The organism is Sphingopyxis sp. BSN-002 (assembly GCF_022024275.1).
Taxonomy (GTDB): Bacteria; Pseudomonadota; Alphaproteobacteria; order Sphingomonadales; family Sphingomonadaceae; genus Sphingopyxis.
In genome coordinates this window covers 1,943,544-1,967,046 of the sequence record NZ_CP091804.1, presented here as the reverse complement: position 1 = coordinate 1,967,046, position 23,503 = coordinate 1,943,544, and the positions used below count along the sequence as shown (strand labels likewise).

At 65.8% G+C, this 23,503-nt stretch carries 22 protein-coding genes and 1 tRNA gene; 13 read left to right on the top strand and 10 right to left on the bottom strand.

Going from position 1 to position 23,503, the window contains the following annotated elements; translation table 11 throughout:
• Positions 1-38: 38 nt before the first annotated feature.
• Both L7H23_RS09655 and L7H23_RS09650 read right to left on the bottom strand, forming a co-directional pair.
• Positions 39-578 carry a phosphatase PAP2 family protein gene (locus L7H23_RS09655; protein ID WP_237835675.1) on the bottom strand — a complete coding sequence of 180 codons (540 nt, stop codon included), beginning with the start codon at positions 576-578 and terminating at the stop codon, positions 39-41.
• 24 nt (positions 579-602) lie between these two features.
• Complete coding sequence (locus L7H23_RS09650) at positions 603-1,394, bottom strand: hypothetical protein (RefSeq protein ID WP_237835674.1); 792 nt, start codon at positions 1,392-1,394, stop codon at positions 603-605.
• Positions 1,395-1,510: 116 nt separating this feature from the next.
• Here L7H23_RS09650 and L7H23_RS09645 point away from each other — a divergent pair, with 116 nt between their 5' ends.
• The gene (locus tag L7H23_RS09645; RefSeq protein ID WP_237835673.1) at positions 1,511-2,059 is read left to right on the top strand and encodes a hypothetical protein; all 549 of its coding nucleotides are present in this window, start codon (positions 1,511-1,513) and stop codon (positions 2,057-2,059) included.
• Positions 2,060-2,167: 108 nt separating this feature from the next.
• Entirely contained in the window at positions 2,168-2,728 is a 561-nt protein-coding gene (locus L7H23_RS09640) for a superoxide dismutase family protein (protein ID WP_237835672.1), read from the top strand.
• 25 nt (positions 2,729-2,753) lie between these two features.
• Here the strand turns inward: L7H23_RS09640 and L7H23_RS09635 are convergent, their stop codons facing one another.
• Positions 2,754-4,343, bottom strand: a complete 1,590-nt coding sequence (locus tag L7H23_RS09635) for an MFS transporter (protein WP_237835671.1) — start codon at positions 4,341-4,343, stop codon at positions 2,754-2,756.
• A gap of 94 nt (positions 4,344-4,437) precedes the next feature.
• Between L7H23_RS09635 and L7H23_RS09630 the strand changes: the two genes are divergently transcribed.
• Positions 4,438-4,923, top strand: coding sequence for a low molecular weight protein-tyrosine-phosphatase (locus tag L7H23_RS09630; protein ID WP_237835670.1), 486 nt, complete (start codon positions 4,438-4,440; stop codon positions 4,921-4,923).
• Here L7H23_RS09630 and thpR read toward each other — a convergent pair.
• Positions 4,839-5,447, bottom strand: coding sequence for an RNA 2',3'-cyclic phosphodiesterase (gene thpR, locus L7H23_RS09625; protein ID WP_237835669.1), 609 nt, complete (start codon positions 5,445-5,447; stop codon positions 4,839-4,841). The genes L7H23_RS09630 and thpR overlap by 85 nt on opposite strands.
• Positions 5,448-5,587: 140 nt before the next feature.
• On the opposite strand from thpR, the gene L7H23_RS09620 reads away from it, so the two are divergent.
• Entirely contained in the window at positions 5,588-6,319 is a 732-nt protein-coding gene (locus tag L7H23_RS09620; protein WP_237839208.1) for a Bax inhibitor-1/YccA family protein, read from the top strand.
• A 73-nt stretch (positions 6,320-6,392) separates the two neighbouring features.
• The gene (locus tag L7H23_RS09615) at positions 6,393-7,289 is read left to right on the top strand and encodes a DUF2785 domain-containing protein (RefSeq protein ID WP_237835668.1); all 897 of its coding nucleotides are present in this window, start codon (positions 6,393-6,395) and stop codon (positions 7,287-7,289) included.
• On the opposite strand, the gene L7H23_RS09610 is transcribed toward L7H23_RS09615, so the two are convergent.
• Positions 7,286-7,921, bottom strand: a complete 636-nt coding sequence (locus L7H23_RS09610) for a glutathione S-transferase family protein (protein ID WP_237835667.1) — start codon at positions 7,919-7,921, stop codon at positions 7,286-7,288. The two genes, L7H23_RS09615 and L7H23_RS09610, sit on opposite strands and share 4 nt — an antisense overlap.
• 101 nt (positions 7,922-8,022) lie before the next feature.
• Here L7H23_RS09610 and L7H23_RS09605 point away from each other — a divergent pair, with 101 nt between their 5' ends.
• Positions 8,023-8,784: a competence/damage-inducible protein A gene (locus L7H23_RS09605; RefSeq protein ID WP_237835666.1), complete on the top strand. Its 762-nt coding sequence runs from the start codon at positions 8,023-8,025 to the stop codon at positions 8,782-8,784.
• Here L7H23_RS09605 and L7H23_RS09600 read toward each other — a convergent pair.
• Positions 8,757-9,983, bottom strand: a complete 1,227-nt coding sequence (locus tag L7H23_RS09600) for an MFS transporter (protein WP_237835665.1) — start codon at positions 9,981-9,983, stop codon at positions 8,757-8,759. The two genes, L7H23_RS09605 and L7H23_RS09600, sit on opposite strands and share 28 nt — an antisense overlap.
• 60 nt (positions 9,984-10,043) lie before the next feature.
• Here L7H23_RS09600 and L7H23_RS09595 point away from each other — a divergent pair, with 60 nt between their 5' ends.
• Positions 10,044-10,826, top strand: a complete 783-nt coding sequence (locus L7H23_RS09595; RefSeq protein ID WP_237835664.1) for a transglutaminase family protein — start codon at positions 10,044-10,046, stop codon at positions 10,824-10,826.
• A 103-nt stretch (positions 10,827-10,929) separates the two neighbouring features.
• On the opposite strand, the gene L7H23_RS09590 is transcribed toward L7H23_RS09595, so the two are convergent.
• Positions 10,930-11,003 (bottom strand) — tRNA-Gly (locus L7H23_RS09590).
• Between the two features lie 133 nt (positions 11,004-11,136).
• On the opposite strand from L7H23_RS09590, the gene L7H23_RS09585 reads away from it, so the two are divergent.
• Positions 11,137-12,288: an acyl-CoA dehydrogenase family protein gene (locus L7H23_RS09585; RefSeq protein ID WP_237835663.1), complete on the top strand. Its 1,152-nt coding sequence runs from the start codon at positions 11,137-11,139 to the stop codon at positions 12,286-12,288.
• A complete protein-coding gene (locus L7H23_RS09580; protein ID WP_237835662.1) occupies positions 12,288-13,232 on the top strand; it encodes an acyl-CoA dehydrogenase family protein in 945 nt (314 codons plus the stop codon). Before L7H23_RS09585 ends, L7H23_RS09580 begins: the two co-directional genes overlap by 1 nt.
• Here the strand turns inward: L7H23_RS09580 and L7H23_RS09575 are convergent.
• Positions 13,229-13,699, bottom strand: a complete 471-nt coding sequence (locus tag L7H23_RS09575; protein WP_237835661.1) for an Lrp/AsnC family transcriptional regulator — start codon at positions 13,697-13,699, stop codon at positions 13,229-13,231. The genes L7H23_RS09580 and L7H23_RS09575 overlap by 4 nt on opposite strands.
• Positions 13,700-13,797: 98 nt before the next feature.
• Between L7H23_RS09575 and putA the strand changes: the two genes are divergently transcribed.
• Positions 13,798-16,890, top strand: a complete 3,093-nt coding sequence (putA, locus tag L7H23_RS09570) for a bifunctional proline dehydrogenase/L-glutamate gamma-semialdehyde dehydrogenase PutA (protein ID WP_237835660.1) — start codon at positions 13,798-13,800, stop codon at positions 16,888-16,890.
• Here the strand turns inward: putA and L7H23_RS09565 are convergent.
• Complete coding sequence (locus tag L7H23_RS09565) at positions 16,887-17,444, bottom strand: hypothetical protein (RefSeq protein WP_237835659.1); 558 nt, start codon at positions 17,442-17,444, stop codon at positions 16,887-16,889. The two genes, putA and L7H23_RS09565, sit on opposite strands and share 4 nt — an antisense overlap.
• Before the next feature lie 118 nt (positions 17,445-17,562).
• Entirely contained in the window at positions 17,563-18,501 is a 939-nt protein-coding gene (locus L7H23_RS09560) for a tetratricopeptide repeat protein (protein ID WP_237835658.1), read from the bottom strand.
• 160 nt (positions 18,502-18,661) lie between these two features.
• Between L7H23_RS09560 and gdhA the strand changes: the two genes are divergently transcribed.
• The 3 genes from gdhA to L7H23_RS09545 are packed head-to-tail and all read left to right on the top strand — an operon-like array spanning position 18,662 to position 23,503.
• Entirely contained in the window at positions 18,662-20,017 is a 1,356-nt protein-coding gene (gene gdhA / locus L7H23_RS09555) for an NADP-specific glutamate dehydrogenase (RefSeq protein ID WP_237835657.1), read from the top strand.
• A gap of 47 nt (positions 20,018-20,064) precedes the next feature.
• Positions 20,065-21,519 carry a cytochrome c family protein gene (locus tag L7H23_RS09550; RefSeq protein ID WP_237835656.1) on the top strand — a complete coding sequence of 485 codons (1,455 nt, stop codon included), beginning with the start codon at positions 20,065-20,067 and terminating at the stop codon, positions 21,517-21,519.
• Positions 21,520-21,523: 4 nt separating this feature from the next.
• Entirely contained in the window at positions 21,524-23,503 is a 1,980-nt protein-coding gene (locus tag L7H23_RS09545; protein WP_237835655.1) for a heme-binding protein, read from the top strand.

Here is a 23,503-nt window from a genome sequence, read left to right as displayed (position 1 = left end):
CGCCGAGAGGCGCCCGGCCAGAGCGAACCTCATACCATCTAGAAGCGCATCGATACGGTCATGCCGGCGCCGTCGGTACCGCCCCAGGGAAAGACCTGAATCCGGTCGGTCGCTTTGCGCGTGATGAGAAATCCCGATGCCTCACCGATTGCGGCACCCACGAGTACATCGTGGACATGATGCTTCCTCGCTTCGACGCGGCTCAATCCAACGAACGCGGCGACAAGTTGTGCCGGGACACCGACCTTCCAGCCATACCGGTTCTGAAGCGTCGCCGCGGCCGCGAAGGAGATTGAGGTGTGCCCTGACGGAAAGCTCTTCGTGTCGCTTCCGTCGGGGCGTCGTTCGGGGAACACCTCCTTGAGTCCGTAGGATAGGCCGCCGGCGACCCCGACGCTGGCGCCCGCCTGAAGCGTGCCATCCCAATCGCCCTGCGCCGCGGGAACGCCGAACGCCGCGACGACCAGCGCGTCGCGCGCAAGCGATCCCGCGTCGTCCCAGCTTTTGTCGCTTGCGTGGGCGGGAGCCGCGAACAACAGCATCGCCGCCATGGCCGTTGTCGTCAGGAATCTGTGCATGGCCTTCTCCTGTTCCGGGGCGACTCAGTCCGAGATGACCAATGTGGTCATGCGCGCCGTCCGCGACCCGGTCCTTTCGGCACGCTGTGGCAAGGCAAGGATCAGCGTCGTGATGGCGAGGCCGAGTATCAGCGACGCGCCGGCGCGACTCAGTTCGAGCCCTCCGTGCGCAATGGGCTTGTCGAGAAAATCGCCGATCACTGCGCCGAGCGGACGGGTCAAAATGAAGGCGGCCCAGAACAGTCCCACGCGGCTGATTGACGACCGGTAACAGGCCACCGCGACGAGCACGAGCAGCGCGCCGAATATCATCGCCGAACCCAGATAGCCGAGCGGTCCGTCGGCGACCCAGTCACCCAGCGCCGTACCCAGCGTCTGCGAAAGGGTGATTGTAAGCCAATAACAGAACTCGGCCTTCGGTTCATGTACCGAACCGACCGATATGCTGCCAAGCGCCCGATACCAGATCGACAGCGATGCCAGTACGGCACCCAGCAACAGCAGCGACCCGCCCGGATATCCGATGCCCAGCGATCGCGTCGCAAAATCCGCCATCGTCGTGCCGGCTGTGGTCGAGGCGATGATCGTCGCCCAGTAGAGGAACGGATGGAACTGTTTCGCCCGGATCTGGAACGCGACGAGGAAAGCGAGAAGAACGCCGAAAATACCCGTGCCGACGAGATAGCCGAGGTTCATCGACATGCTGACCGTGTCGCCTGCCGTCTCTCCAAAAGTCGTCGCCAGTATCTTGATCATCCAGAAACCCGTCGTCACGGCGGGCACCTTGGTCATCAGGGCTTTCGGATCGTCAGTCATCGGAGGCAAGGCATGCCCTTTCACACGCGGGGGAGAAAATTTACCGATGGCTAGGCCTGCCGGCCGGTGCCGCCTATAAGCAGGTGCTCAAATCGACCGACATAAGCGGGAGTGCCATGCCGACCGAGCCCCGATCATCGGCACCTCGCCCCAAATTGCCCGCCGCTCGCATGCTGGTTGGTCCGGCCGCGATTGTCGCGTTACAGGGCGTGGCGGCGGTCTATTTCCTCGTCGACGGCGTGGACGATATGGTCGTCGAGGCCAAGCGGGGTTTCAGCATCGGCATGGCGATGGAATGTCTCGTCGCCATTGCGTTGCTCGGCGGTGTGATCATGGGTTCGCGCCACATCCGCCGGATCACCGGAGACCTGCGCCGCAACGAGCGTGCGCTTGCCAGTGCCCGCGGCGCGCTGGCCGACCACATCGCTCTGCGCTTCGACGAGTGGGACCTGACGCCCGGCGAGAGCGATGTTGCGCTCTTCGCCCTCAAAGGCTGCGACGTCGCCGAGATCGCGCGCTTGCGGGGCGCCGCACAAGGGACTGTCCGGTCGCAACTCAGCCAGGTCTATGCCAAGGCCGGCGTCACCAGTCAGGCCATGCTCGTTTCGCTGTTCTTCGACGATCTTCTGGAGACGGGTACCCGGCTCCCGACCGACCAGCCGTAGCATTGGAGCTATTAGCCTTGGAAAGCAGGCCGATCGCGGGCATCATCGCGCCGGATCGAAAACGCCGCCCGCGACGTTATGACCCTGAACCAACCGGAGAAGACATCGATGACCGTCCCCTCACTTGCCCGCTATTCCCTGATCGCGACCACCGCGCTGGCGCTTGCCGGCTGCGCAAGCATGGGCGGCAAGCCGGTCAAGACGCTTCCCGTGGCCGATGCCTCGGCGCAGCTCTATGACGCGCGCGGCGCCGACCGCGGCCGCGCCGATTTCTATCGCGATTCGGACGGCCTGCGGATCGAGCTGGTTGCGCGCGGTTTTGCGCCGGGCACCTATGGCATGCACGTTCACGCCGTCGGCCGCTGCGATGCGCCCGATTTCGCGAGCGCGGGTCCGCACTGGAACCCGACCGGTGCGCAGCACGGCCGCGACAATCCGATGGGCGCGCATCACGGCGATCTCCCGAACCTCGTGATCGACGATGGTGCGATCGGCCGTGCGACGCTGAAACTCGTCGGGACGCGCCTGTCGGGTGACGGTGCGCTGCTCGACGCCGATGGCGCCGCATTCGTGATTCACGCGCAGGCGGACGATCTCAAGACCGATCCCAGCGGCAACAGCGGCGCGCGCGTCGCGTGCGGTGTGATCCAGCTGCCCGCCGAAAAATGAGTCGGTCCGCGGGCGGCGGCGGGCGCTAGATCGCCGCGCCCGCCGCGCGCGCTTCGATCGTCGCCTCGGCCTTCGGTACCGCGCGATAGGCATAGACCAGCAGGGCGAGTGCGATCGGCGCGACGCCGATCAGCGACAGGATCCCGGTGCGCAGGTCGCCAACGGGCTTTCCATCGACCATCGTGCCCGCAAGATCGGAAATCTGCCCCGTCATGTAGGGGCCAAAGGCCAGGCCGACGAGCGTCGTGCCCAGGAAGAATGCCGCCGTGGCCGTGCCGCGCATGCGCGGGAGGACCAGATCCTGCGTGGTCGCCGCCGCGGCCCCGAGCGCCGCAGCGCCGAACATCCCGGCCAGAAAATTCATCACATAGAAAAGGGTCCCGCTCTCGGTCGTATAGCCGATCCAGATGGGAATGATCGGAGCGACGACCCCGAACATGATTACCCAGATCCGGCCTGCCGGATTGCGCGTCCGCAAGGCGTCGGCGATCCGGCCGCCGAGGATCACGCCCAGAAAGCCGGCGAGCGCTGCGTTGGCGCCCAGAACGAACGCCAGTTCCTGCTTGGGCAGGTGCAGCACGGTCTCGGCATAGGGTGCGGCCCAGAATCCCAATGCCCAGGCGACGAGCGACACCAGACTATAGCCGAGCGTCGTGCAGATGAACGCCGGCGTGCCCCAGATCAGCCGAAAAGTGGCGGGGTCGCGCGCCTTGAGCGTGCAGGCCCATGAAAAGACCGCATAATAGCCAAAGGCGATGGCCGACCACTGCGGCAGATTGTGGGTCAGCTCGATCATGAGCCACGCCCCGGCAGCGGCCAGCGCCGCCACCGCAAGGTTGATGGCCAAGGCAACCGGCCCGCGTTCCCACGCGCCCAACAGGGTGAATGGCGGAACGATGCTCGACAGGTCGCCGACGAAGCTGCGGAACGGGGTCGGCGAAACCGGGCTGGCAACGCCGTCCATCGCGCCGCGCGCGGGTTCGCGCAGGGTCGAGACCCACAGCGCGATCAACAGGCCCGGAACCCCGACCGCCAGAAACGCGCCCTGCCAGCCGACGAGGCCGAGCGGGCCGCCGTCCGGCCAGGTCTGGTTCCACACCTGCCCGATCTTCGCGCCGATCAGCAGCGATACGCCGCCACCGATATAAAGCCCCGATGAATAGATCGCGAGCGCGGTGGCGCGCTGGCGTTTGGGAAAATAGTCGGAAATCAGCGAATAGGCGGTCGGGCTCGCGGTCGCCTCGCCGACGCCGACGCCCATGCGGGCGAGCGTCAGGGTCAGCTGGGTTTGTGCGAAGCCCGACAGTGCGGTCATCGCCGACCACAGGGTCAGCCCGATCGTCAGCAGCTTCTTGCGGTTCCAGTTGTCCGCCAGACGGCCGAGCGGAATGCCGAACAGCGCATAAAAGACCGCGAAGGCCGCACCGCCGAGGAAGCCGAGGTCCGCGTCGGTCAGCTTCAGGTCGGCCTTGATGTCCACCGCAAGGATGCTCAGGATCTGCCGGTCGATGAAATTCAGGATATAGACGACGACGAGCACCGACAGGACGTACCAGCTGTATCCCGTCGCTTTCGGCTCGGGAGCCGCGGAAATATCGCTCGCGCTGTCGGCCATCTGGCAACCCTCTCCCTGACCCGTTATCGTTGTCCGCCATGGCTAGCAGAGCCGCCAGCCGGCGCAAGTTGAAAGTCGGTTCAACTTTGGAGTGATGACGGACGATATGCGCGAAGATCGACAAGTTGCGATCCTCTTCCTCTGCCTCGGCAATATCTGCCGCTCGCCGCTTGCCGAAGGCGCCGCCCGCGCGGCCTTCGCCGAAGCTGGAATCGCGGCGCATCTCGATTCGGCGGGCACCGGCGACTGGCATGTCGGCCACCCTCCCGACCTTCGCGCGCAGGCGGAGGCCCGGCGGCGCGGCGCCGACATCTCGGATCTGCGGGCACGCCAGCTTCGTCGGCGCGACTTCTTCGATTTCGACCTGATTCTCGCGGCCGACGAGACGAATCTCGCCGATGCGCTCGCGATCCGCCCTGCCGATGCGACGGCGGAACTGAAACTGATGCTCGATCTGGTGCCCGGCCGCGAAGGCGAGAGCGTCACCGACCCCTATTATGGTACCGACGACGGTTTCGGCGCGACGTGGGACGATGTCGCCGCGGTCGCGGCGTCGCTCGTTGCCCGCTCGAGGGGGTAGCGCGCCACGGGGTGATAGCGCGAACCGCCATGCCCCATCTCGCTTTCGTAGAGCGTGACTTGGTCGAAGGTGAAAGGCGGGCTGGCGAGGTCGCCGTTCAGCGCGAGGAAGGCCGCGACCGGGCCCGAGCCGCGGTTCAGCCGCGCGAGCGTGATGTGCGGGACAAATGCCCGCGTTTCGGGTGCGACGCCCACGCGGCCGAGCAGCTGGTCGACCTTGCGATGGAGCGCGGCAAGCGCGGCGGCAGGTTCGACGCCGGCCCATATCATGTGTGGCCGGCCTTGATGCTCGAACAGGCTGACGCCCGCAATGCGTGCTTCGATTGCAGGGGCATGGAGGCTGCCGAGCGCGGCGGCGATATCCTCGGCGCGGTGATGGTCGACTTCGCCGATGAAGCGCAGCGTCAGGTGGATCTGCTCGTCGTCCTGCCAGCGTGCGCCCGAAATGCCATGCATCGCGGCAATCAGGCGCTCGCGAACGGCGCGCGGGGGACGAAGGGCGACGAACAGGCGATGCGTGGACATGGCGCTCCCAGCATAGGCGGTTTGCGCGGTCGCGCCACGGCATATCAAACGGGCGATGTCCGGTTTCGCTTGAAACAAAGCGCGAATATCCCGATATTATGGGCACGGCCGGTATCGTCTGGCTGGTGATGGAGATGAAAATGGCTAATTGGAACGACCCCAATATGGCGGCGTCCGGCTTCCCTGGCAGCGCGAGCGCGATGGATCAGGCTGTCGATGCCGGCCTGCGGTCGTACATGCTGTCTGTCTACAACTATATGGGTTCGGGCGTGCTGCTCACCGGCATCATCGCGATGCTGGCCTATAATTCGGGCTTCACCGCCTCGATGGTCGGCGGCCCGCTGATGTGGGTGGTGGCGCTCGCGCCGCTGGCTTTCGTGCTGGTGCTGAGCTTCGGCATCAACAAGCTGTCGACGACCGCCGCGCAGATGCTCTTCTGGGCCTATGCCGCGGTGATGGGCCTGTCGATGTCGACGATCTTCCTGGCCTTCACCCAGACCTCGATCGCGCAGACCTTCTTCGCGACCGCGGCGGCCTTCCTCGGCCTCAGCCTCTATGGCTACACGACCAAGAAAGATCTGTCGGGTTTCGGCACCTTCCTGATCATGGGCCTCGTCGGCCTGATCGTCGCGATGCTCCTCAATGCCTTCCTGTTCAAGTCGGGCGCGATGGGCCTTGCGATCAGCGTGATCGGCGTGCTGCTCTTCGCGGGCCTCACGGCTTATGACACGCAGAAGATCAAGAGCATGTATTTCTACGTCCGCGGGACCGACTTTGTCGGCAAGTCGGTGGTGATGGGTGCGCTGACGCTCTACCTCGACTTCGTCAACATGTTCACCTTCCTGCTCAACCTGCTCGGCAACCGCGAATAAGCGGGCGGACAGAACCAGGACACGGGGCCCGGCGGAGCAATTCGCCGGGCCTTTTCTTTTCGGGGAGGTGTCGATGCTGCGCACGGGAATGCTGGTCGCTGCGATGGCGGTGGCGGTGCCTGTCACGGCTGCAGAGGCGCGCGCGCCGGACTGCGTTGTCGCGCGCCCGGCGGACGGCGACCTCAAGGCCTATGCCGCGACCTTCTTTCCGAAGGCGGGTCTGGTCGACCTCGAAGCGCTCGCGCGTTGTCTCGGCGATCCCGATCCCGCGGTGCGTGACGGCTTCGCCTTCACCCTCTGGTCGGAAGGTTTGCGAGGGCGGCACCTGAGCGCGACGCAGATGCGGCAGGCGCTGGCGCTGCTGAGTGAAATGGCTGACGGTCCGGACGATGCCGAGGGTTTTCGTCGTCCTTTCGCTGCGCTTGTGCTGTCCGAGGTTGCCCGCGCCGACCGGATCGAGGCCTATCTGACCGAGGTCGAGCTGCACGAGCTTGCCGCAATCGGCGCGGTCTATCTGCACGGAGTCAGCGACTATCGCGGCTTTACGCCGGGCGAGGGCTGGCGGCACGGTGTCGCGCACGGCTCGGACCTCGCGCTCCAGCTCGCGCTCAACCCGCGTCTGACGCGCGCCGACGCCGACCTGTTGCTTGGTGCGATTGCGGCGCAAGTCGCGCCCGCTGCATCACCCTATTATCATCATGGCGAGTCGTCGCGGCTCGCGCGGCCGGTTCTTTTCCTCGCGAAACGCGCCGACATCGACGATGCCGCCTGGGCCGCATGGTTCAAGGGCTTGCGCCCCGACGGCGGGGCGCGCTGGAAGGATGCTTACTCAGACGACGCCGGTCTTGCCGCGATCCACAACACGACCGCCTTCGCGAGCGCCATCTACATCAGCGCGGCCGAGACGCAGGATCCGCAGATCAAGCGCCTCGCCCCGCTCGCAGTCGAATTGCTGAAAGCGCTGCCCTAGGCCGGGCTCGCCGCCTGCATCTCGGCGATCAGGGCATTGTCGATCGCCTTCGCCGCCTTGTAACCCGCGCGCTCGCGCAGCCCCGCCGCATAGGCCTCGAACGCCGGGCGCGAGGGGATCGTCCCGAATTGCAGCCCCCAGTCGATCTGGCTGCCGACATAGACGTCGGCCGCGGTGAAGCTGTCGCCCGCGACAAAGGCCTTGCCGTCGACGGCGCTCTCAAGCGCATCAAGGGCATGCTCCAGCGTCCCGAAGCCAGCCGAACGCTGCTGGTCGGCGTCGGGATCGATCCCGAAATGCTTGGCGGTAATCGCCTGCTCGACCGGCCCGGCAGCGAAGAACATCCAGCGATAATAATCGGCGCGATCGGCCGCCGCGGGTGCGAGCCCCGCCGACGGAAACGCGTCGGCGAGATAGGCGCAGATCGCGGCGCATTCGGTCACGGTCTTGCCGTTGTGGACGATCGCCGGGACTTTCCCCATCGGGTTGATCGCCAGATAGGCGTCGTCCTTCATCGACGTGCCATAGCCGAGGATATTGGTTTCATAGGGCGCGCCGACCTCCTCGAGCATCCAGCGGACGATCTGCCCGCGCGACATCGGGTTGGTATAGAAAATCAGTTCGTCGGCCATTGCATCTCTCCCTGGATTGCGAGTCGATTGAGAACATATCAAGAACAATGTTCTCCCGCCAGTGGGGTTGTTTTGTCATGTCAGCGGGCTAAGGCAAGGGGATGAGCGACGAACGCATCTGGACCGCCGCCGTGCTGGTCATCGGCGACGAAATTCTCTCGGGCCGCACGCAGGACAAGAATGTGTCGCAGATCGCGACCTGGCTCGACGTGCAGGGGATTCGCCTGCGCGAAGTGCGCATCGTTCCCGATGTCGAGCAGGAGATCGTCGACGCGCTGAACGCGATCCGTGCGCGCTACGACTATGTCTTCACGACCGGCGGCATCGGCCCGACGCACGACGACATCACCGTCGATGCTGTCGCGAAGGCGCTCGGGGTCGGCGTCGTCATCCATCCCGGCGCGCGCGCGATCCTCGAGCGTTATTACAGCGGGCGCGGGATCGAACTCACCGAGGCGCGGCTCCGCATGGCGCGCGTCCCCGACGGCGCCGACCTGATCCCGAACCGCATGTCTGGCGCGCCGGGGATCCGCCTCGGCAATCTCTTCATCATGGCGGGCGTTCCGCACATCACTGCGGGGATGCTCGACGCGCTGACCGGCGAGCTTGAAGGCGGCGCGCCGCTGATCGCGCATACGATCGGGTCATGGTCGCCCGAGAGCGAGGTCGCAGACCTGCTCCGTCAGGGCGAGAAGGATCATCCCGGGGTCGCCATCGGCAGCTATCCCTTCTTCCGCGATGGCAAGGTCGGCGCGAACTTCGTCGTCCGCTCGGTCGACGGCGATGCGGTTGCGGCCTGCGTCGCGATGCTCACAGCGGGGCTCGAAGCGCTCGGCTATGCGGTGACCGAAGGCGGGATCTGACTGGCGCGCGGCAATCGCCGCAGCATCAGGATCGCGAGCAGACCGAAGATCGCTGCGACGACGAAAGCCGCCCCCGGGAAATGCACCGGCGCATTCTTAGCGGTAAAATAGGCCATCGTTCCGGTGAGCAGGATCGGCGCCACGAGCTGGCCGAGCCCCATCGCCATTGCGGAGATGCCTTGCACCTCGCCTTGCGTTTCGGGCGTCGCGCGCCGCGACATCATCGCCATCAGCGACGGCTGCACCGGCGCCTGCAATGCGACGGGGATCAGCAGCAGGAACGCCCCGACCGTCGACGTCGTGAACGCATAGCCAACATAGACCGCTACCGCGACGAGGATTCCCAGCGTCGCCGCGTCGCGTTCGCCGAAGCGCGCCACCGCAGGTCCGACGACGAAAATCTGCCCGAGCGCGATCATTACCCCGACGGCAGCAAGGCTCGCCCCGATCATCCCCGGGGTCCAGCCGAGCTGCGCGATGCAATAGAAGCTCCACGTCATCGGATAGACGAGGCTGGCGATCTGCCAGAGGACGAGGACGATCGCGACCCCGCCCATCCCCGGCAGGCCGCGCATGGTCTTCAGGGCACCCAGCGGATTCGCCCGCCGCCAGTCGAAGCTGCGGCGGCGTTCGGGCGGCAACGTCTCGGGGAAGATGATCAGGCCATAGAGCATGTTCGCGGCGGCCAGTATCGCGGCTGCCACGAACGGCGCGCGCGGACTGACTTCGCCGAGTAGGCCGCCGATTACCGGCCCGACCACAAAGCCGACTCCGAACGCCGCGCCGACGAAACCGAAATTGCGCGCGCGTTCGTCGGGCTTGGTGACATCGGCAATCGCCGCTTGCGCCGCGGCATAACTGCCGCCGAATATCCCCGAAATCGCACGCGCGACGAACAGCCACGGGAGCGTGCCGACGACGGTCAGCAGCGTATAATCGGCGGCTAGCCCGCCGAGCGAAAGCAGCAGTACGCGTCGCCGCCCGAACCGGTCCGACAGATTGCCGAGCACCGGCGAGGCGATGAAGGTCGCGATCGCCATGACGAGGCCGATCCACGCGCCGATCTCGATCGCATGCGGCAGGTCGATCTTCCCAACCTCCATCACAAGCTGCGGCAGCACCGGCATGATGATGCCGAAGCCGATCGCGTCGATGAAGATCGTCGCGACGATGAAGGGTATGGTCCGCTGCGGCGTCACTTGTTCTTTTCCCCGACTGTCATTAGCGGCACGCATCCCTCCATCATGCGTTGCCGATAGATGAAACTGAAAATTTCCGCCTCCCTGAATTATCGCCTGCCCGAACCGGTCGACCTGATGCTGCAGATCGAGGCCGCGAACGGTCATGGCCAGCATGTCCTCGAAAGCTCGCTCGACTTCGGCGCCCCCGATTATATGGCGCGCGTTCCGGCGGCCGAGGGTCTCTGCGAACCGATCTGGCTGCACCATGTCGCCGGCACGCTGCACGCCGAATATCGCGCGCTCGTCGAGGTCGATCGCGATGCCGTCGACGTCCGCCAGCTCGCAGCGGTGCCGCTTCACCGCCTGCCGGCCGCCGCAGTCCCCTACCTCAACGAATCGCGCTATTGCCCGTCGAACAAGTTTCACGCCTTCGTCGAGCGCCGCTTCCGCGACCATGAAGGGGGCGCGAAGATTGCCCGGATGCGCGACTGGATCGAGAGTCGCTTCACCTATGTGGCGGGCACAAGCAATGTCGAGACCGGCGCGCTCGACAGTTTCGTCGAGCGGCGCGGTGTCTGCCGCGACTATGCGCATGTCATGATCGCGCTCGCGCGCGCCGCGCATATCCCGGCGCGTATGGCGAGTGTCTACGCACTCGGCGTCGACCCGCAGGATTTTCACGCCGTCGCCGAAGTCTATCTGGACGGTGACTGGCATATGGTCGACGCGACCGGGATGACGAGCCCGGCCGAGACCGCGCGCATCTGTGTTGGCCGCGATGCTGCCGACGTCGCGTTTCTCACTGCCTATCGCGAAATCGCGTTCGTCAGCCAGAAGGTTAAGGTGAAGCGCGACGACTGAAGCGGGTCCGGCATGGCAAAGCCACGCCGTCAGTCCTCGCGATGCGAGGCTGGCCGGACTTTCGCCGGTCGCGATTTAGCACTGCTAAATCGCTGCGAAAGTCTGGAGCGGGTGAAGGGAATCGAACCCTCGTCGTAAGCTTGGGAAGCTTCTACTCTACCATTGAGCTACACCCGCGCGCTTCCCGGCCTTTGCCGCCTCGCGCGGCCCCGGTCAATCCTCCGCGCTGTAGCGGCTCTCACAAAAAGCAGCTTGTGGGGAGGGCCGCGGCGCAATAGCGGCATTGGCATAACCAAGGGGAAGGATGCCGGTGTTCGACACGCTCAGCCTCGCCAGCCTGCCGGACGCCGACGAGGCGATCCGGCCTGCTATTCGCACGATCGCCGACGAAGCTGCCGCGGCCGCCGGCACAGATCGCCGCGCCCGCTCGTGGCAGGGCTATGACCCGGCCTTCAGCCGCCGTCTCGGCGAAGCAGGCTTTCTCGGGCTCACCCTACCCAAGCGTTATGGCGGGCACGAACGCGGGCCGTTCACGCGCTTCGTCGTCGTCGAGGAATTGCTCGCCGTCGGTGCGCCGGTCGCGGCGCACTGGATTGCCGACCGGCAAAGCGCGCCGCTGATCCTCAATTTCGGGAACGAGGCGCAGCGCGAATTCTACCTGCCCCGTATCGCAAGGGGCGAAATCTTCTTCTGCATCGGGATGAGCGAGCCGGGCTCGGGCTCGGATCTCGCGAGCGTCCGCACCCGCGCCGAACGCACCGGCACAGGCTGGCGTGTCAACGGTCAGAAGATCTGGACCTCGGGTGCGCCGCATTGCGACTATATGATCGCGCTGCTCCGCACCTCGGGCGGCCCCGACGACCGTCATGCAGGCCTGTCGCAGCTGATCATCGACCTCAAGGCCCCCGGCGTCACAATCCGCCCGATCCGCGACCTGTCGGGCGACGCGCATTTTGCCGAAGTCTTCTTCGACAATGTCGAGCTGCCCGAAGATGCGCTGATCGGCAACGAAGGCGACGGCTGGAAACAGGTCACTGCCGAACTGGCCTTCGAACGCAGCGGGCCTGAGCGCATCTATTCGAGCGTCGTGCTGCTCGACGCGTGGGTGCGACATCTGCAGGCGGTCGGCCGCGACGATCCCGCGACGCTTGCGCTCGTCGGCGATTTCACAGCGCGGCTCGGCGTGCTCCGCGCGATGTCGATCGCCTGCACCGCGCGGCTCGCGGCGGGCGAGAGCCCGGTGACCGAGGCCTCGCTGGTCAAGGATCTCGGCACCGCGTTCGAACAGCAGCTGCCGGTCGCGATCGGCGACGACCTTACGGCGCATCCCGACGAGCCGGTCGATGCCGAGCTCTATCGCACCCTGCTCTATGTCACCCATGTGGCGCCGAGCTTCTCGCTGCGCGGCGGAACTCGCGAAATCTTGCGCGGGATCATCGCGCGCGGAATGGGGCTACGGTGATGAGCGAATTTCTCGAACCCTTCGAACGGATGCTCGAGGCGCTGTCGCCGCCCGCGACGGTGCGCGCGATCGAGGCCGGCGATAGCGTTGAAACGCTGTGGAGTGCCATCGCCGAATCGGGCTTCCTCGACGCACTGGTGCCCGAGGAGCGCGGCGGCGCAGGCCTGCCGCTCGCCGATGTCGGCGTGTTGTGGCAGGCGCTCGGACGCCACGCGGTGCCGCTGCCCGTCGGCGAGACGATGATCGCGCGGGCGCTGCTCGCCGAGGCGCCCGACGGTCCGATCGCGCTGGCCATTGCAAGCGCGGGAGGTGAGGTTGTCGTGCCGTTCGGCCGCGTCGCGGGCCATGTCCTGCTCGAAGCCGACGGCCGGCTGCATCTGGTTGCCACTGCGGGTGAGCCGACGGAGGTGTTTGGTAGTACGGCGCTCCGCCTGAATCCTGCTCTCGGTGAAGTCGTTGCCCCAGCCCCCGAAGGCGGTCTTCGCGCCATCGCCGCGATCCTGCGCGCGGCGCTGATTGCCGGCGCGGCCGACCGGCTCACCACAATGACCGCTGCCTATTCCAACGAACGCATCCAGTTCGGCAAGCCGATCGGCAAGCAGCAGGCGCTCCAGCAGCAGATGGCGGTGATGGCCGAGGATATGGTCGCGTGCCGCATTGCAGCGCAGCTCGGCTGCGCGGGCAGCCTGCCGCCAAGCCTCGCCGCCGCCGCAACCGCGAAGTCGGTCACCAGCACTGCCGCCCCGCGCCTCGCCGCAACCGCGCACGCCGTCCACGGCGCGATCGGGATCAGCGAGGAATATGACCTCCAGCTCTATACCCGCCGCCTCCACGAATGGCGCCTCGCCGACGGGTCGGAAAGCTATTGGAACCGCCTGCTCGGCGCGGCGCGCCTTGGTGATGATCGCGGCTCGGTCGACTATGTGCGCGGGGCGTTCGCCTAGCGCGCCGATTCGAGGATCGTCTCCATCGCGACGAAGGTCGAGGTGCTTGCGACATGCGGCAGGCTCGAAATCTTCTCGCCGAGCACGATGCGATAACGACGGATGTCGGGCGTGCGGACTTTCAGCAGATAGTCGAAGCTGCTCGCGATCATATGGCACTCCTCAACCTCGGGAATCTGCCGCACCGCGGTGTTGAACTGGCGCAATGCTTCCTCGCGCGTGTCGGAGAGTTTCACCTCGGTGAAGGCGACATGGTCGAGACCCACTTTGGCGGGATCGACGATCGCGCGGAAGCCGGTGATCAGCCCGCTGTCGACCAGCCGCTTCACGCGCAGCTGGCACGGCGTCTTCGACAGCCCGACCTGCTGTGCGAGGTCGGTGTAGGTGATCCGCCCGTCGCGGCCGAGGATCGCGAGGATCTTGCGATCGAAGTCGTCAAGATCGACTAAGCTGGGGCCATTTTTCATTCGTTCAGACTAAGTATTGTCTGAAATTCAGTCAAAACATATATTCTGGGCGCGAAATCAGGTCAGATCGTCCAAGCGGGATATGCTATCAGCAGCGCATGACCCAGCCCAACGACCGCGCCGCCCTTCGCGCCCTCGCCCGCCGTTCCGAAACCGATATCGTCGCCGATTTGCGCGCCGAACTCGCCCGTTCGCCGGCGACCGTCGCTGCGACCACGCAGCGCGGTCTCGCGCTGATCCGCAAGGCGAAGGCAGAGGGCGACCGCGAGACGCTCGTCGCACAGCTGATGAACCGCTACCGCCTGTCGACCGAGGAAGGCGTCGTGCTGATGTGCCTCGCCGAGGCGTTGCTCCGCGTTCCCGACAGCGCGACCGCGAATGCGCTGATCCGCGACAAGATCGCTGGACGCCACTGGAAGGACGGCGAGGATGAGGACAGCCCGCTGATCGTCGCGCTCTCGGCGCGCGGTCTGTCGCTTGGCTCGGCGACACTGATGCTCGATGCGATGGGCAGCAAGGCGAACCCGCTTTCGCTGCTCAGGTCGATGATCCGCCGCTCGGGCGAGCCGGTGATCCGGCAGGCGGCGCTCGCGGCGATGAAGCTGCTCGGCCAGCAGTTTGTGATGGGCGAGACGATCGACGCCGCGGTCAAGCGCGCCGACAAGGAAAAGAGCGAACTCGCGAGCTTCGACATGCTCGGCGAGGCCGCACGCACCGCCGGGGACGCACGCCGCTATTACGACAGCTACGCCAACGCGATCGCGCGTATCGGCAGGAAGGCCAAGGCGGGCGACCCGCACGCGAACCACGGCATCTCGATCAAGCTGTCTGCGCTCCATCCGCGCTACGAATATCTTCAGGCCGACCGCGTCCGGCAGGAACTGATCCCGAGCGTGATCGAGCTCGCGCGCGCCGCACGCGACGTGAACATTCCGCTGATGATCGACGCCGAGGAAAGCGACCGGCTCGAACCGCATATGGATGTGTTCGCCGCGCTGATCGACGCCGGCATCGCCGACGGCTGGACCGGGCTCGGCATCGTGATCCAAGCCTATCAGAAGCGCGCGCCCGAAGCGATCCGCTGGGTCGCCGACAAGGCGCGGGCGCGCGGCGTCAAGCTGTCGATGCGCCTCGTCAAGGGCGCCTATTGGGACACCGAGATCAAGCGCGCGCAGACGATGGGCCTCGGCGACTTCCCGGTCTTCACCGCGAAGAACCACACCGATCTCAATTACATGCATTGTGCCGAGATCCTGCGCGGCGCGCAGGACTGCATCTTCCCGGCCTTCGCCAGCCACAATGCGATGACGCTCGCCTTCGTGACCGAGCTGTTCGCGGGTGCAGATTACGAGCTGCAGCGGCTGCACGGCATGGGCGAGGGCGCACACGACGCGATCATGGCGCTCTATCCGCCGCCGCGGCCGGTGCGCGTCTATGCGCCGGTCGGCACCCACCGCGACCTGCTGGCATATCTGGTGCGCCGCCTGCTCGAAAATGGCGCGAACTCCAGCTTCGTGCATCAATTCTCGGACCCCGACGTCACCCCCGAACAGCTCGCGGTCGACCCGCGTGGCATCGCGAGCAAGCCGTCGACGATCGCGACGGGCCTCGGTCTTTTCGACCCCGTTCGCCGCAACTCGCGGGGTTACGACCTCGGCGAACCCGGCGTTCCCGAAGCGCTGACCGCGGCGATCGCCAAGGCGCGCCAGAGCAATCAGGTTGCAGCGCCGATCGTCGGCGGTGTGGCCAAGAGCGGCGCCGCCGAACCCGTCCGCAACCCCGCGACCGGCGCCGTCGTCGGTCATGTGATCGAGGCCGATCGCGACACCGTCGAGACCGCCGTTGCCGCCGCGCGCAAGGCGCACGGCGACTGGAGCCTCGCCGGCGGCAGCTTCCGCGCAGAGCGCCTCGAACGTGCCGCCGACTTGCTCGAGGAACGCGACGCGCTCTTCCTCGGCCTCGCGATCGACGAGGCCGGCAAGACTTTGGTCGATGCGATCGCCGAAGTGCGCGAGGCGGTCGACTTTCTCCGCTATTATGCCGCGCGGGCACGCGCCGACTTCACCTATCCCGTCGCGCTTCCCGGCCCGACGGGCGAGCGCAACGAGCTGATCCTCGAGGGCAAGGGCGTCTTCGTGGCGATCAGCCCGTGGAACTTCCCGCTCGCGATCTTCCTGGGGCAAGTCTCGGCCGCGCTTGCCGCGGGCAACAGCGTCCTCGCCAAGCCTGCGGAGCAGACCCCGCTCATCGCCCATGCCGCGGTCGAACTGTTGCTCGAAGCCGGCATTCCCGGCGACCTCCTCCACTTTCTCCCCGGCCGCGGCGAGACCGTCGGCGCGGCGCTGACCGGCCACAACGACATCATCGGCGTCGCCTTCACCGGCTCGACCGAGGTCGCGCGGATGATCAACCGCAGCCTTGCCGGCCGCGATGGCCCGATCGCGACGCTGATCGCCGAAACCGGCGGCGCGAACGCGATGATCGTCGATTCGACCGCGCTCCCCGAACAGGTTGCGCGCGATGCCGTCGCGAGTGCCTTCCAGTCGGCGGGGCAGCGCTGCTCGGCGCTCCGCCTGCTCTGCGTGCAGGAAGATGTCGCCGACACGATGATCGAGATGGTGGCGGGCGCGATGGCCGAGCTGAACGTGGGCGACCCGTCGATCCTCTCGACCGACGTCGGCCCGATCATCGACGACGAGGCGCAGGCGAACATCGCCGCCTATGTCGCCGAAGCGCGCGCCGCGGGCCGCGTGATCGCCGAGGCGGGCCGCACGAACCTGCCTGAAGACGGCCACTTCATACCCCCGGTTGCGATCCGCCTCGACCATGTCACCGACCTGAAGCGCGAGATTTTCGGCCCTGTGCTCCATGTCGCGACGTGGAAGGGGGGCGAGCTCGACCAGCTCATCGATGCGATCAACGCCTCGGGTTATGGCCTGACGCTCGGCGTCCATACGCGTATCGACGGCGTCGCGGCGCACATCGCGGCGCGCGCGCAGGTCGGCAACGTCTATGTGAACCGCAATCAGATCGGCGCGATCGTCGGCTCGCAGCCCTTCGGCGGGCGCGGCCTGTCGGGCACCGGCCCGAAAGCCGGCGGCCCGCACTATCTGCACCGCTTCGCCGAGGAAAAGTCGATCAGCACCGACATTACCGCGGCGGGCGGTAATGCGGCGCTGATGGCGGGTTAGGGTGCCGGCCTGATCTGCATGGCAAGGTCATGGGCGCGTCGCATCTGGCGGACGAAGCCGCCGGGCGTGCCGTCGATATTATAGGCATTGACGGTCATAATCTTGCCGCCGACCGCGGTCATGCAGATGCCGCCCAAGATTACCATGCTCCTCGTCGTGACTTCGACATTCAGCTTGCCGCCGATATAGGCGCAGTCGGCGTCGACGCCTTGGGGGGCGAGGGTGCCGGTGATGGCGATCTCCGATCCCGTCGCCTCGGTCATATTCTTCGAAACGTCGCCGAGCAGTTTTCCGCTTTCGCCGTCTTGCCACTTGGCTTTGCCCATTTCGGGTTCGACCAGCTTCAGAAATTCCGGTCGGCTTATCTCCGCATCGAGCATTCCGAGCGGCGCCTTCACGACCAGATAGTCGGCACCGATGCCTTCCGGGTGATGGCGCCGATCACAACGGATCAGCGCGAGCGGCGTAATATTATATTTGTCGCCCGACGCGGTCACGTCGAAGAGCGCCTTGTCATTCCCGTCGGGCAGGCAATAGCCCTCTGGGATCGGCATGGTAAAATGCTTTCCTCCGACAGAAAAAGCCGCCTGCTCTGCTTCTTGCGCGCTCTGGGCCACAAAAAACGTCGCGACAGCAGCGACCAATATCGATAATTTCACGCTCATTTTCCCTTCATGCCCCCGGCACGCCCAGCAGCTGTGCCTGCGCCTTCAGCCGTCCCGCGGCCTCCGGATTGCTTGCAATCCCGTCCTTCAGCGCCTGCGCCGCCTTCGAGGTTTCGCCCAGTGTCATGCGGCTGCGCATCAGCATGATCCAGCGGTCGACGTCCCTCGGATTGGCCTTGAGCTTTGCCTCGAGGCCGCTCACCATCCCCTCGATCATCGCATCCTGCTGGCCTTTGGGGAGCTGCGAGGCGGCTTCCATGTCCGATCGCGTCGGACCGGGAATTGCGCGCGCCGCGACGGGCATTTCCTCGGGCTTCAGCGCCCGCGGCTGCGTGTTCATCAGGCGCGTTGCCACGTCGATCTTGTGGATTTGCCCGACCTGCTCGATCGTCCGGCGGAGGTCGGCTTCCCATGGGGCACCCTGCGGCGTGTCGGCAAGCAGCGCGAACCAGTCTTCGATCGCACCCTTGTGGTCGCCGGCCACATCCTTCTTCACGGCCATAAAATAGCGCGCGCGGGGATCCTTGGCGTCGAGTGCGATGGCCTTTTCGAACGCGGCGAGGGCGTCGGCGGGCAGCGGATCGCGCTTGCTCGAATAGACTCGCACCTCACCAAGCGCCGACCACAGTCCCGCCGAATCGGGCGAAAGGGCAACCGCCTTCTCGTAAGCGGCCGCGGCGCCCGGATAATCTTCCATGTCGAATCGTGCCGCGCCGAGTGCTGTCCACGCTTCTGCGCTGTTCGGTTCGGCCTTCACCCGCGCCTCGAGGGCGGCAAGCTGACCGTCGGGGGAGGCAGTCGTTTCGGCGGAGGCTGCGGGTGCAGAATCGGCGGAATCGCGCCAGATTGCGTAACCGACCGCTGCTGCCAGCAGCACGAAGGCGGCGATCAGTATCGCGCGGTTGGCCGGTGTTATCCCGCCTGCCATCTTCTTGCTCTCGTTCATCTTTGTCCCCTTTGTGCGGCGCACCAAAAAACAGCGCCTCCGCATGCTGGCGTCTTGCCTTTGCCTCGCGATGGTGTAGCCTTTCACCCGCGAGGTCGGTCAACGACAAAATCGTCAGTGGGGTCGCACCGATTTTCCCAGGCTATAGGGGAGGGGTGCAGTGGCAGTATCGGATCACGTCGATTTTTCGACGTTCATGGAAGGCGTAAAGCGGCGTAACCCGGGTCAGCCCGAGTTCGTCCAGGCGGTGCAGGAGGTGTCCGAGGACATCTTCGACTTCATCGCCGACAAGGAAGAATATCACGCGCAGCAGATCCTGCGCCGCATCGCCGAGCCCGACCGGGTCGTATCCTTCCGCGTGTGCTGGGAGGACGACAATGGCAATATTCGCGTGCAGCGCGGATGGCGCGTCCAGAACAACAACGCCATCGGCCCGTACAAGGGTGGTATCCGCTTTCACCCGAGCGTAACTGAAAGCGTCCTCAAATTCCTCGCGTTCGAACAGACGTTCAAGAACGCGCTCACCGGCCTGCCGATGGGCGGCGGCAAGGGCGGCTCGAACTTCAATCCGAAGGGCAAGAGCGTGCGCGAGATCATGCGCTTCTGCCAGAGCTTCATGACCGAACTCTATCGCCACATCGGCGCGGACATCGACGTTCCCGCGGGTGACATCGGCGTCGGCGGTCGCGAGATCGGCTTCATGTTCGGCCAGTACAAGCGCATCACCAACGAATTCACCGGCGTGCTCACCGGCAAGGGCCTCGAATGGGGCGGATCGCTGATCCGTACCGAGGCGACGGGCTATGGCGCGGTCTATTTCCTCGCGAACATGCTCGCGGCGAAGGGGCAGGATCTCGTCGGCAAGACTGCGGTCATTTCGGGTTCGGGCAACGTCGCGACGCATGCCGCCGAAAAGATCGTCCAGCTCGGCGGCAAGGTACTCACCCTGTCCGATTCGGGCGGCTTCATCCACGATCCCGACGGCATTACCCAGGAAAAGATCGATTGGGTGAAGGCGCACAAGACGCACCGCCGCGGCCGGATCGAGGAATATTGCGACGAGTTCAAATCGGCGAGCTTCACTGCGGGCAAGACCCCGTGGGGTGTCCCGTGCGACGTCGCGCTGCCGTGCGCGACACAAAACGAACTGCTTGGCGAGGATGCCAAGGCGCTGGTCAAGAACGGCTGTATCGCGGTCAGCGAAGGCGCCAACATGCCGACCAATCTCGAAGGCGTGCACCACTTCAAGGATGCGAAGATCATGTTCGCACCCGGCAAGGCGGCGAACGCCGGCGGCGTCGCCGTCTCGGGCCTCGAAATGAGCCAGAACAGCGGCCGCCGCAGCTGGAGCGAAGGCGAACTGCAGCAGATGCTCAAGGACATCATGGACGGCATCCACACGAGCTGCCTGACCTATGGCGACCAAGGGGGCGGCTATATCGACTATGTAAAGGGCGCGAACATCGCGGGCTTCAAGAAGGTTGCCGACGCGATGCTCGCATTCGGGGTTGTGTGATTACGGTCTAGGCGCAAAAGCGTCAGGCGGGAAAAGGGGACACAGGGATGACGACCGACGCGACAGGAAAGCGCGGCGAGCGACCATGGGCGACCATGGGTGCGTTCGCGGTGCTGTTGCTTGCGCTTCTGATCGCTGCGGTCGTTGCCGCTCCCCCCGCCCGTTCGCAAGGCGGCGAGGCCGGGCGCTATACGGGCGTCGCCTCCTGTGCAGGATCGACCTGTCACGGCCGGATGGAAGGCGACGGCACCGTTGTCCGTCAGGACGAACTGATGAAATGGCAGGAGCCTTCGACACCCGGCGGCGCGCACAGCCGGGCCTGGGCGGTGCTCAGCAACAGCCGCAGCCAGTTCATCGCGCGCAACCTCGGAATCGGCGATCCGTCGAAGGCGCCGATGTGCCTCGGCTGCCACAGCACTGCAGGCGCGGGACGCGCCGCGGTCCCGCTCGATGACGGCGTCGGTTGCGAATCGTGCCATGGTCCGGCGGGCGGATGGATCTCCAGCCACTATGCGGGCGTCGGCACAAATTCCGATCCCGACCGCGAAATGCGCGAGAAGCATCTGTCGAACGTGCGCGCTGGCCTCTGGAAGCTTGAGGATCCGGTGGTGCGCGCGGGTGTCTGCGTCGATTGCCACTTCGGATCGAAGGGCGAGGGACAATTCGTCACGCACCGGATCATGGCGGCGGGGCACCCCCGCATTTCGTTCGAACTCGACCTTTTTTCGTCGCTGCAGGCGCATCATCACGAGGACGCCGACTATGGCTGGCGCAAGTTCGGCTCGGGCAGCGCGCGCACCGACCATGTCCAGATGTGGGCGGTCGGGCAGGCGGTCGCGCTCGAACGCAGCCTCGACCTGTTCCAGTCGAAGCGCGGGACCGAGGGGATGTTCCCCGAATTCTTCTTCCTCGACTGCCACAGCTGTCATCGCCGCATCTATGACCAGGCGAAGCCGCTCCGTACCGGCGTCGACAATCCGGGGCGGATGATGACCGGGGGCGAGAAATGGCCCGAGGGCATCCCCCCTTATAATGACGAGAATCTGATCATGCTCTCCGCCGCGGCGCGGGTGGCATCACCCGGTCTTGCGGACCAGCTCGCGGCGCGCACCGCGGCGTTCCACCGCGCAATGACGGTCGATCGGGCGAGCGCGGTCGCGGCTGCGGCGAAGCTGGCCGAGACCGTTTCCGCGCTGAAGGCGGCCTTTGCCGCGCGGAGCTTCTCGGGTGCGGACGCCTTTGCGATGGTCGACGCGATCTCGGCGCCTGCGATCAATGATCGTCTCACCGACTATGCCGGATCGCAGCAGGCGGTGATGGGGGTCGATACCCTTCTCAATTCGATGGTTTCGTCGGGCCGCGTCACCGTGGGGGCGGCCGCGGGCATCCGTGCCGATATCGACCGGGCCTATACCGCCGTGAAAGACCCGAACAGCTTCAAGCCCACCGAATTCCAGGCCGCTCTCGGTAGCGCGGTGCGCTCGATCAGGGCGCTGCGGTAAGATCATGCGAAACAGGACTCATCTCTTCCGCTCGGCGGCTTTTGCCGCAATCGGTTCACTCTTGCTTGCATCGTGCGGCGGTGGCGGAGGCGGCGGGACTCCGACGCCCACCCCCACACCGACCCCGACTCCCACGCCGACCCCGACAGGCGGACTTTTCACCCCGCCCGCCGCCGAAGCGCTGACCGTGACCGAGGTGCAGACGATCGTCGCAAACGCGATCTCGGAAGCGCAGTCGCGCAGCCTGCCTTCGGTGATTGCGGTGACGGACCGCGTCGGCAATGTCCTCGCCGTCTTCCGCATGAATGGCGCGCGCGCGACCGCGACGACTGCGGCGGCTCCGAACGGGATGAGCATGGATGCGCAGAACGTCACCTTCATGGCGGAGGGGGGCGCGATCGCGAAGGCGATCACCGGCGCGTATCTGTCGAGCGGCGGCAACGCCTTTTCCACCCGTACCGCCAGCCAGATCATCCAGGAACATTTCCCGCCCGCGCCGACCACCGTCGGCCTCGAAAGCGGGCCGCTGTTCGGCGTGCAATTCAGCCAGCTGCCGTGCAGCGATTTCTCGTCGCGCTTCGGCGCCGCGGGCAATGCAGCGCTGATCGGTCCGAAACGTTCGCCGCTCGGCCTTGCCGCGGACGCGGGCGGACTGCCGCTTTACAAGAATGGCGTCCTCGTCGGCGGCATCGGGGTGATGGGCGACGGGGTCTATGGCCTCGACACCAATATCCTCGATGTCGAGAATGACGCCGAGGAGTTTATCGCGCTCGCCGGTACGCGCGGGTTCGAGGCACCGGCGGCAATCACCGCCGACAAGATCAGCGTCGACGGCACGACGCTGCGTTTCTCCGACGCGACCTTCGCGGGCGTGATGTCGGGCGGCGGCGCCAGCTTCGCCAGCCTGAACGGCACGGCAGGCAATCTCGTCGCGGTGCCGGGCTATTCCAGTGCCGTCGTGACCGCCGGCATCGCCTATGGCACCGAAGCCTCGGGCATTCGTCCGTCGACCGCTGCCGAATTCTCGAACCGCGACGCGTTCGTTTTTACCAATGGCAGCGGCGCCAACCGCTATCCGATCCGTGCCGGCACCGACGGCGCGGCGGTCGCGACGCCGCTTTCGGCCGCCGAAGTGCGCGCGGTGCTTGAAGAGGCCTTCACGATCATGAGCCGCGCGCGCGCGCAGATCCGCAAGCCGCTCGACAGCCGCGCGCAGGTGACGATCAGCGTCGTCGATACCTTCGGCAGCCCGCTCGGCATGGTCCGCTCGCCCGATGCGCCGATCTTCGGCTCGGACGTCAGTCTGCAGAAGGCGCGCACCGCCGCTTTCTTTTCCAATCCCAACGCCGGCGCAGAACTCAGTGCGAATGCCAGTGCCGACATCCGCCAGTTCGTCACCGCGGTGCGGACCTTCCTGAACAATCCCGCTGCGCTTACCGGCACGATCGCCTTCCCGGATCGTGCCAATGGGAACCTGTCGCGTCCCTATTTCCCCGACGGTGAGGTCGGCCGCCCGAACGGTCCCTTCTCGCGGCCGATCGCGCAGTTCAACCCCTTCTCGACCGGTCTCCAGTCGGCGCTGATCATCGGCAATCTCGGTCAGCATGTCGGCTTTCTGCAGAATGCGAACGCTGACACGCCCGCACGCTGCACGACGCTGCCCGACGTCGTTCCGGGCCAGAACAGGTTGCAGAACGGCATCCAGATTTTCCCCGGTTCGGTGCCCATCTATCGCGGAAACACGCTCGTCGGCGCGATCGGCGTGTCGGGTGACGGTATCGACCAGGATGACATGATCAGTTTCCTCGGCACCCACAACGGCGGCGCACGGGTCGGGGGGATCGGCAACGCCCCCGCGGCGATGCGCTCCGACCAGGTCGTGGTGCGGCTGCCCGACGGCGCCAATGTGCGCCTGCGCTATATCGGCTGTCCCTTTGCGCCCTTCCTCGACACGGCGCAGCAAAATGTCTGCGACGGGCTGTAA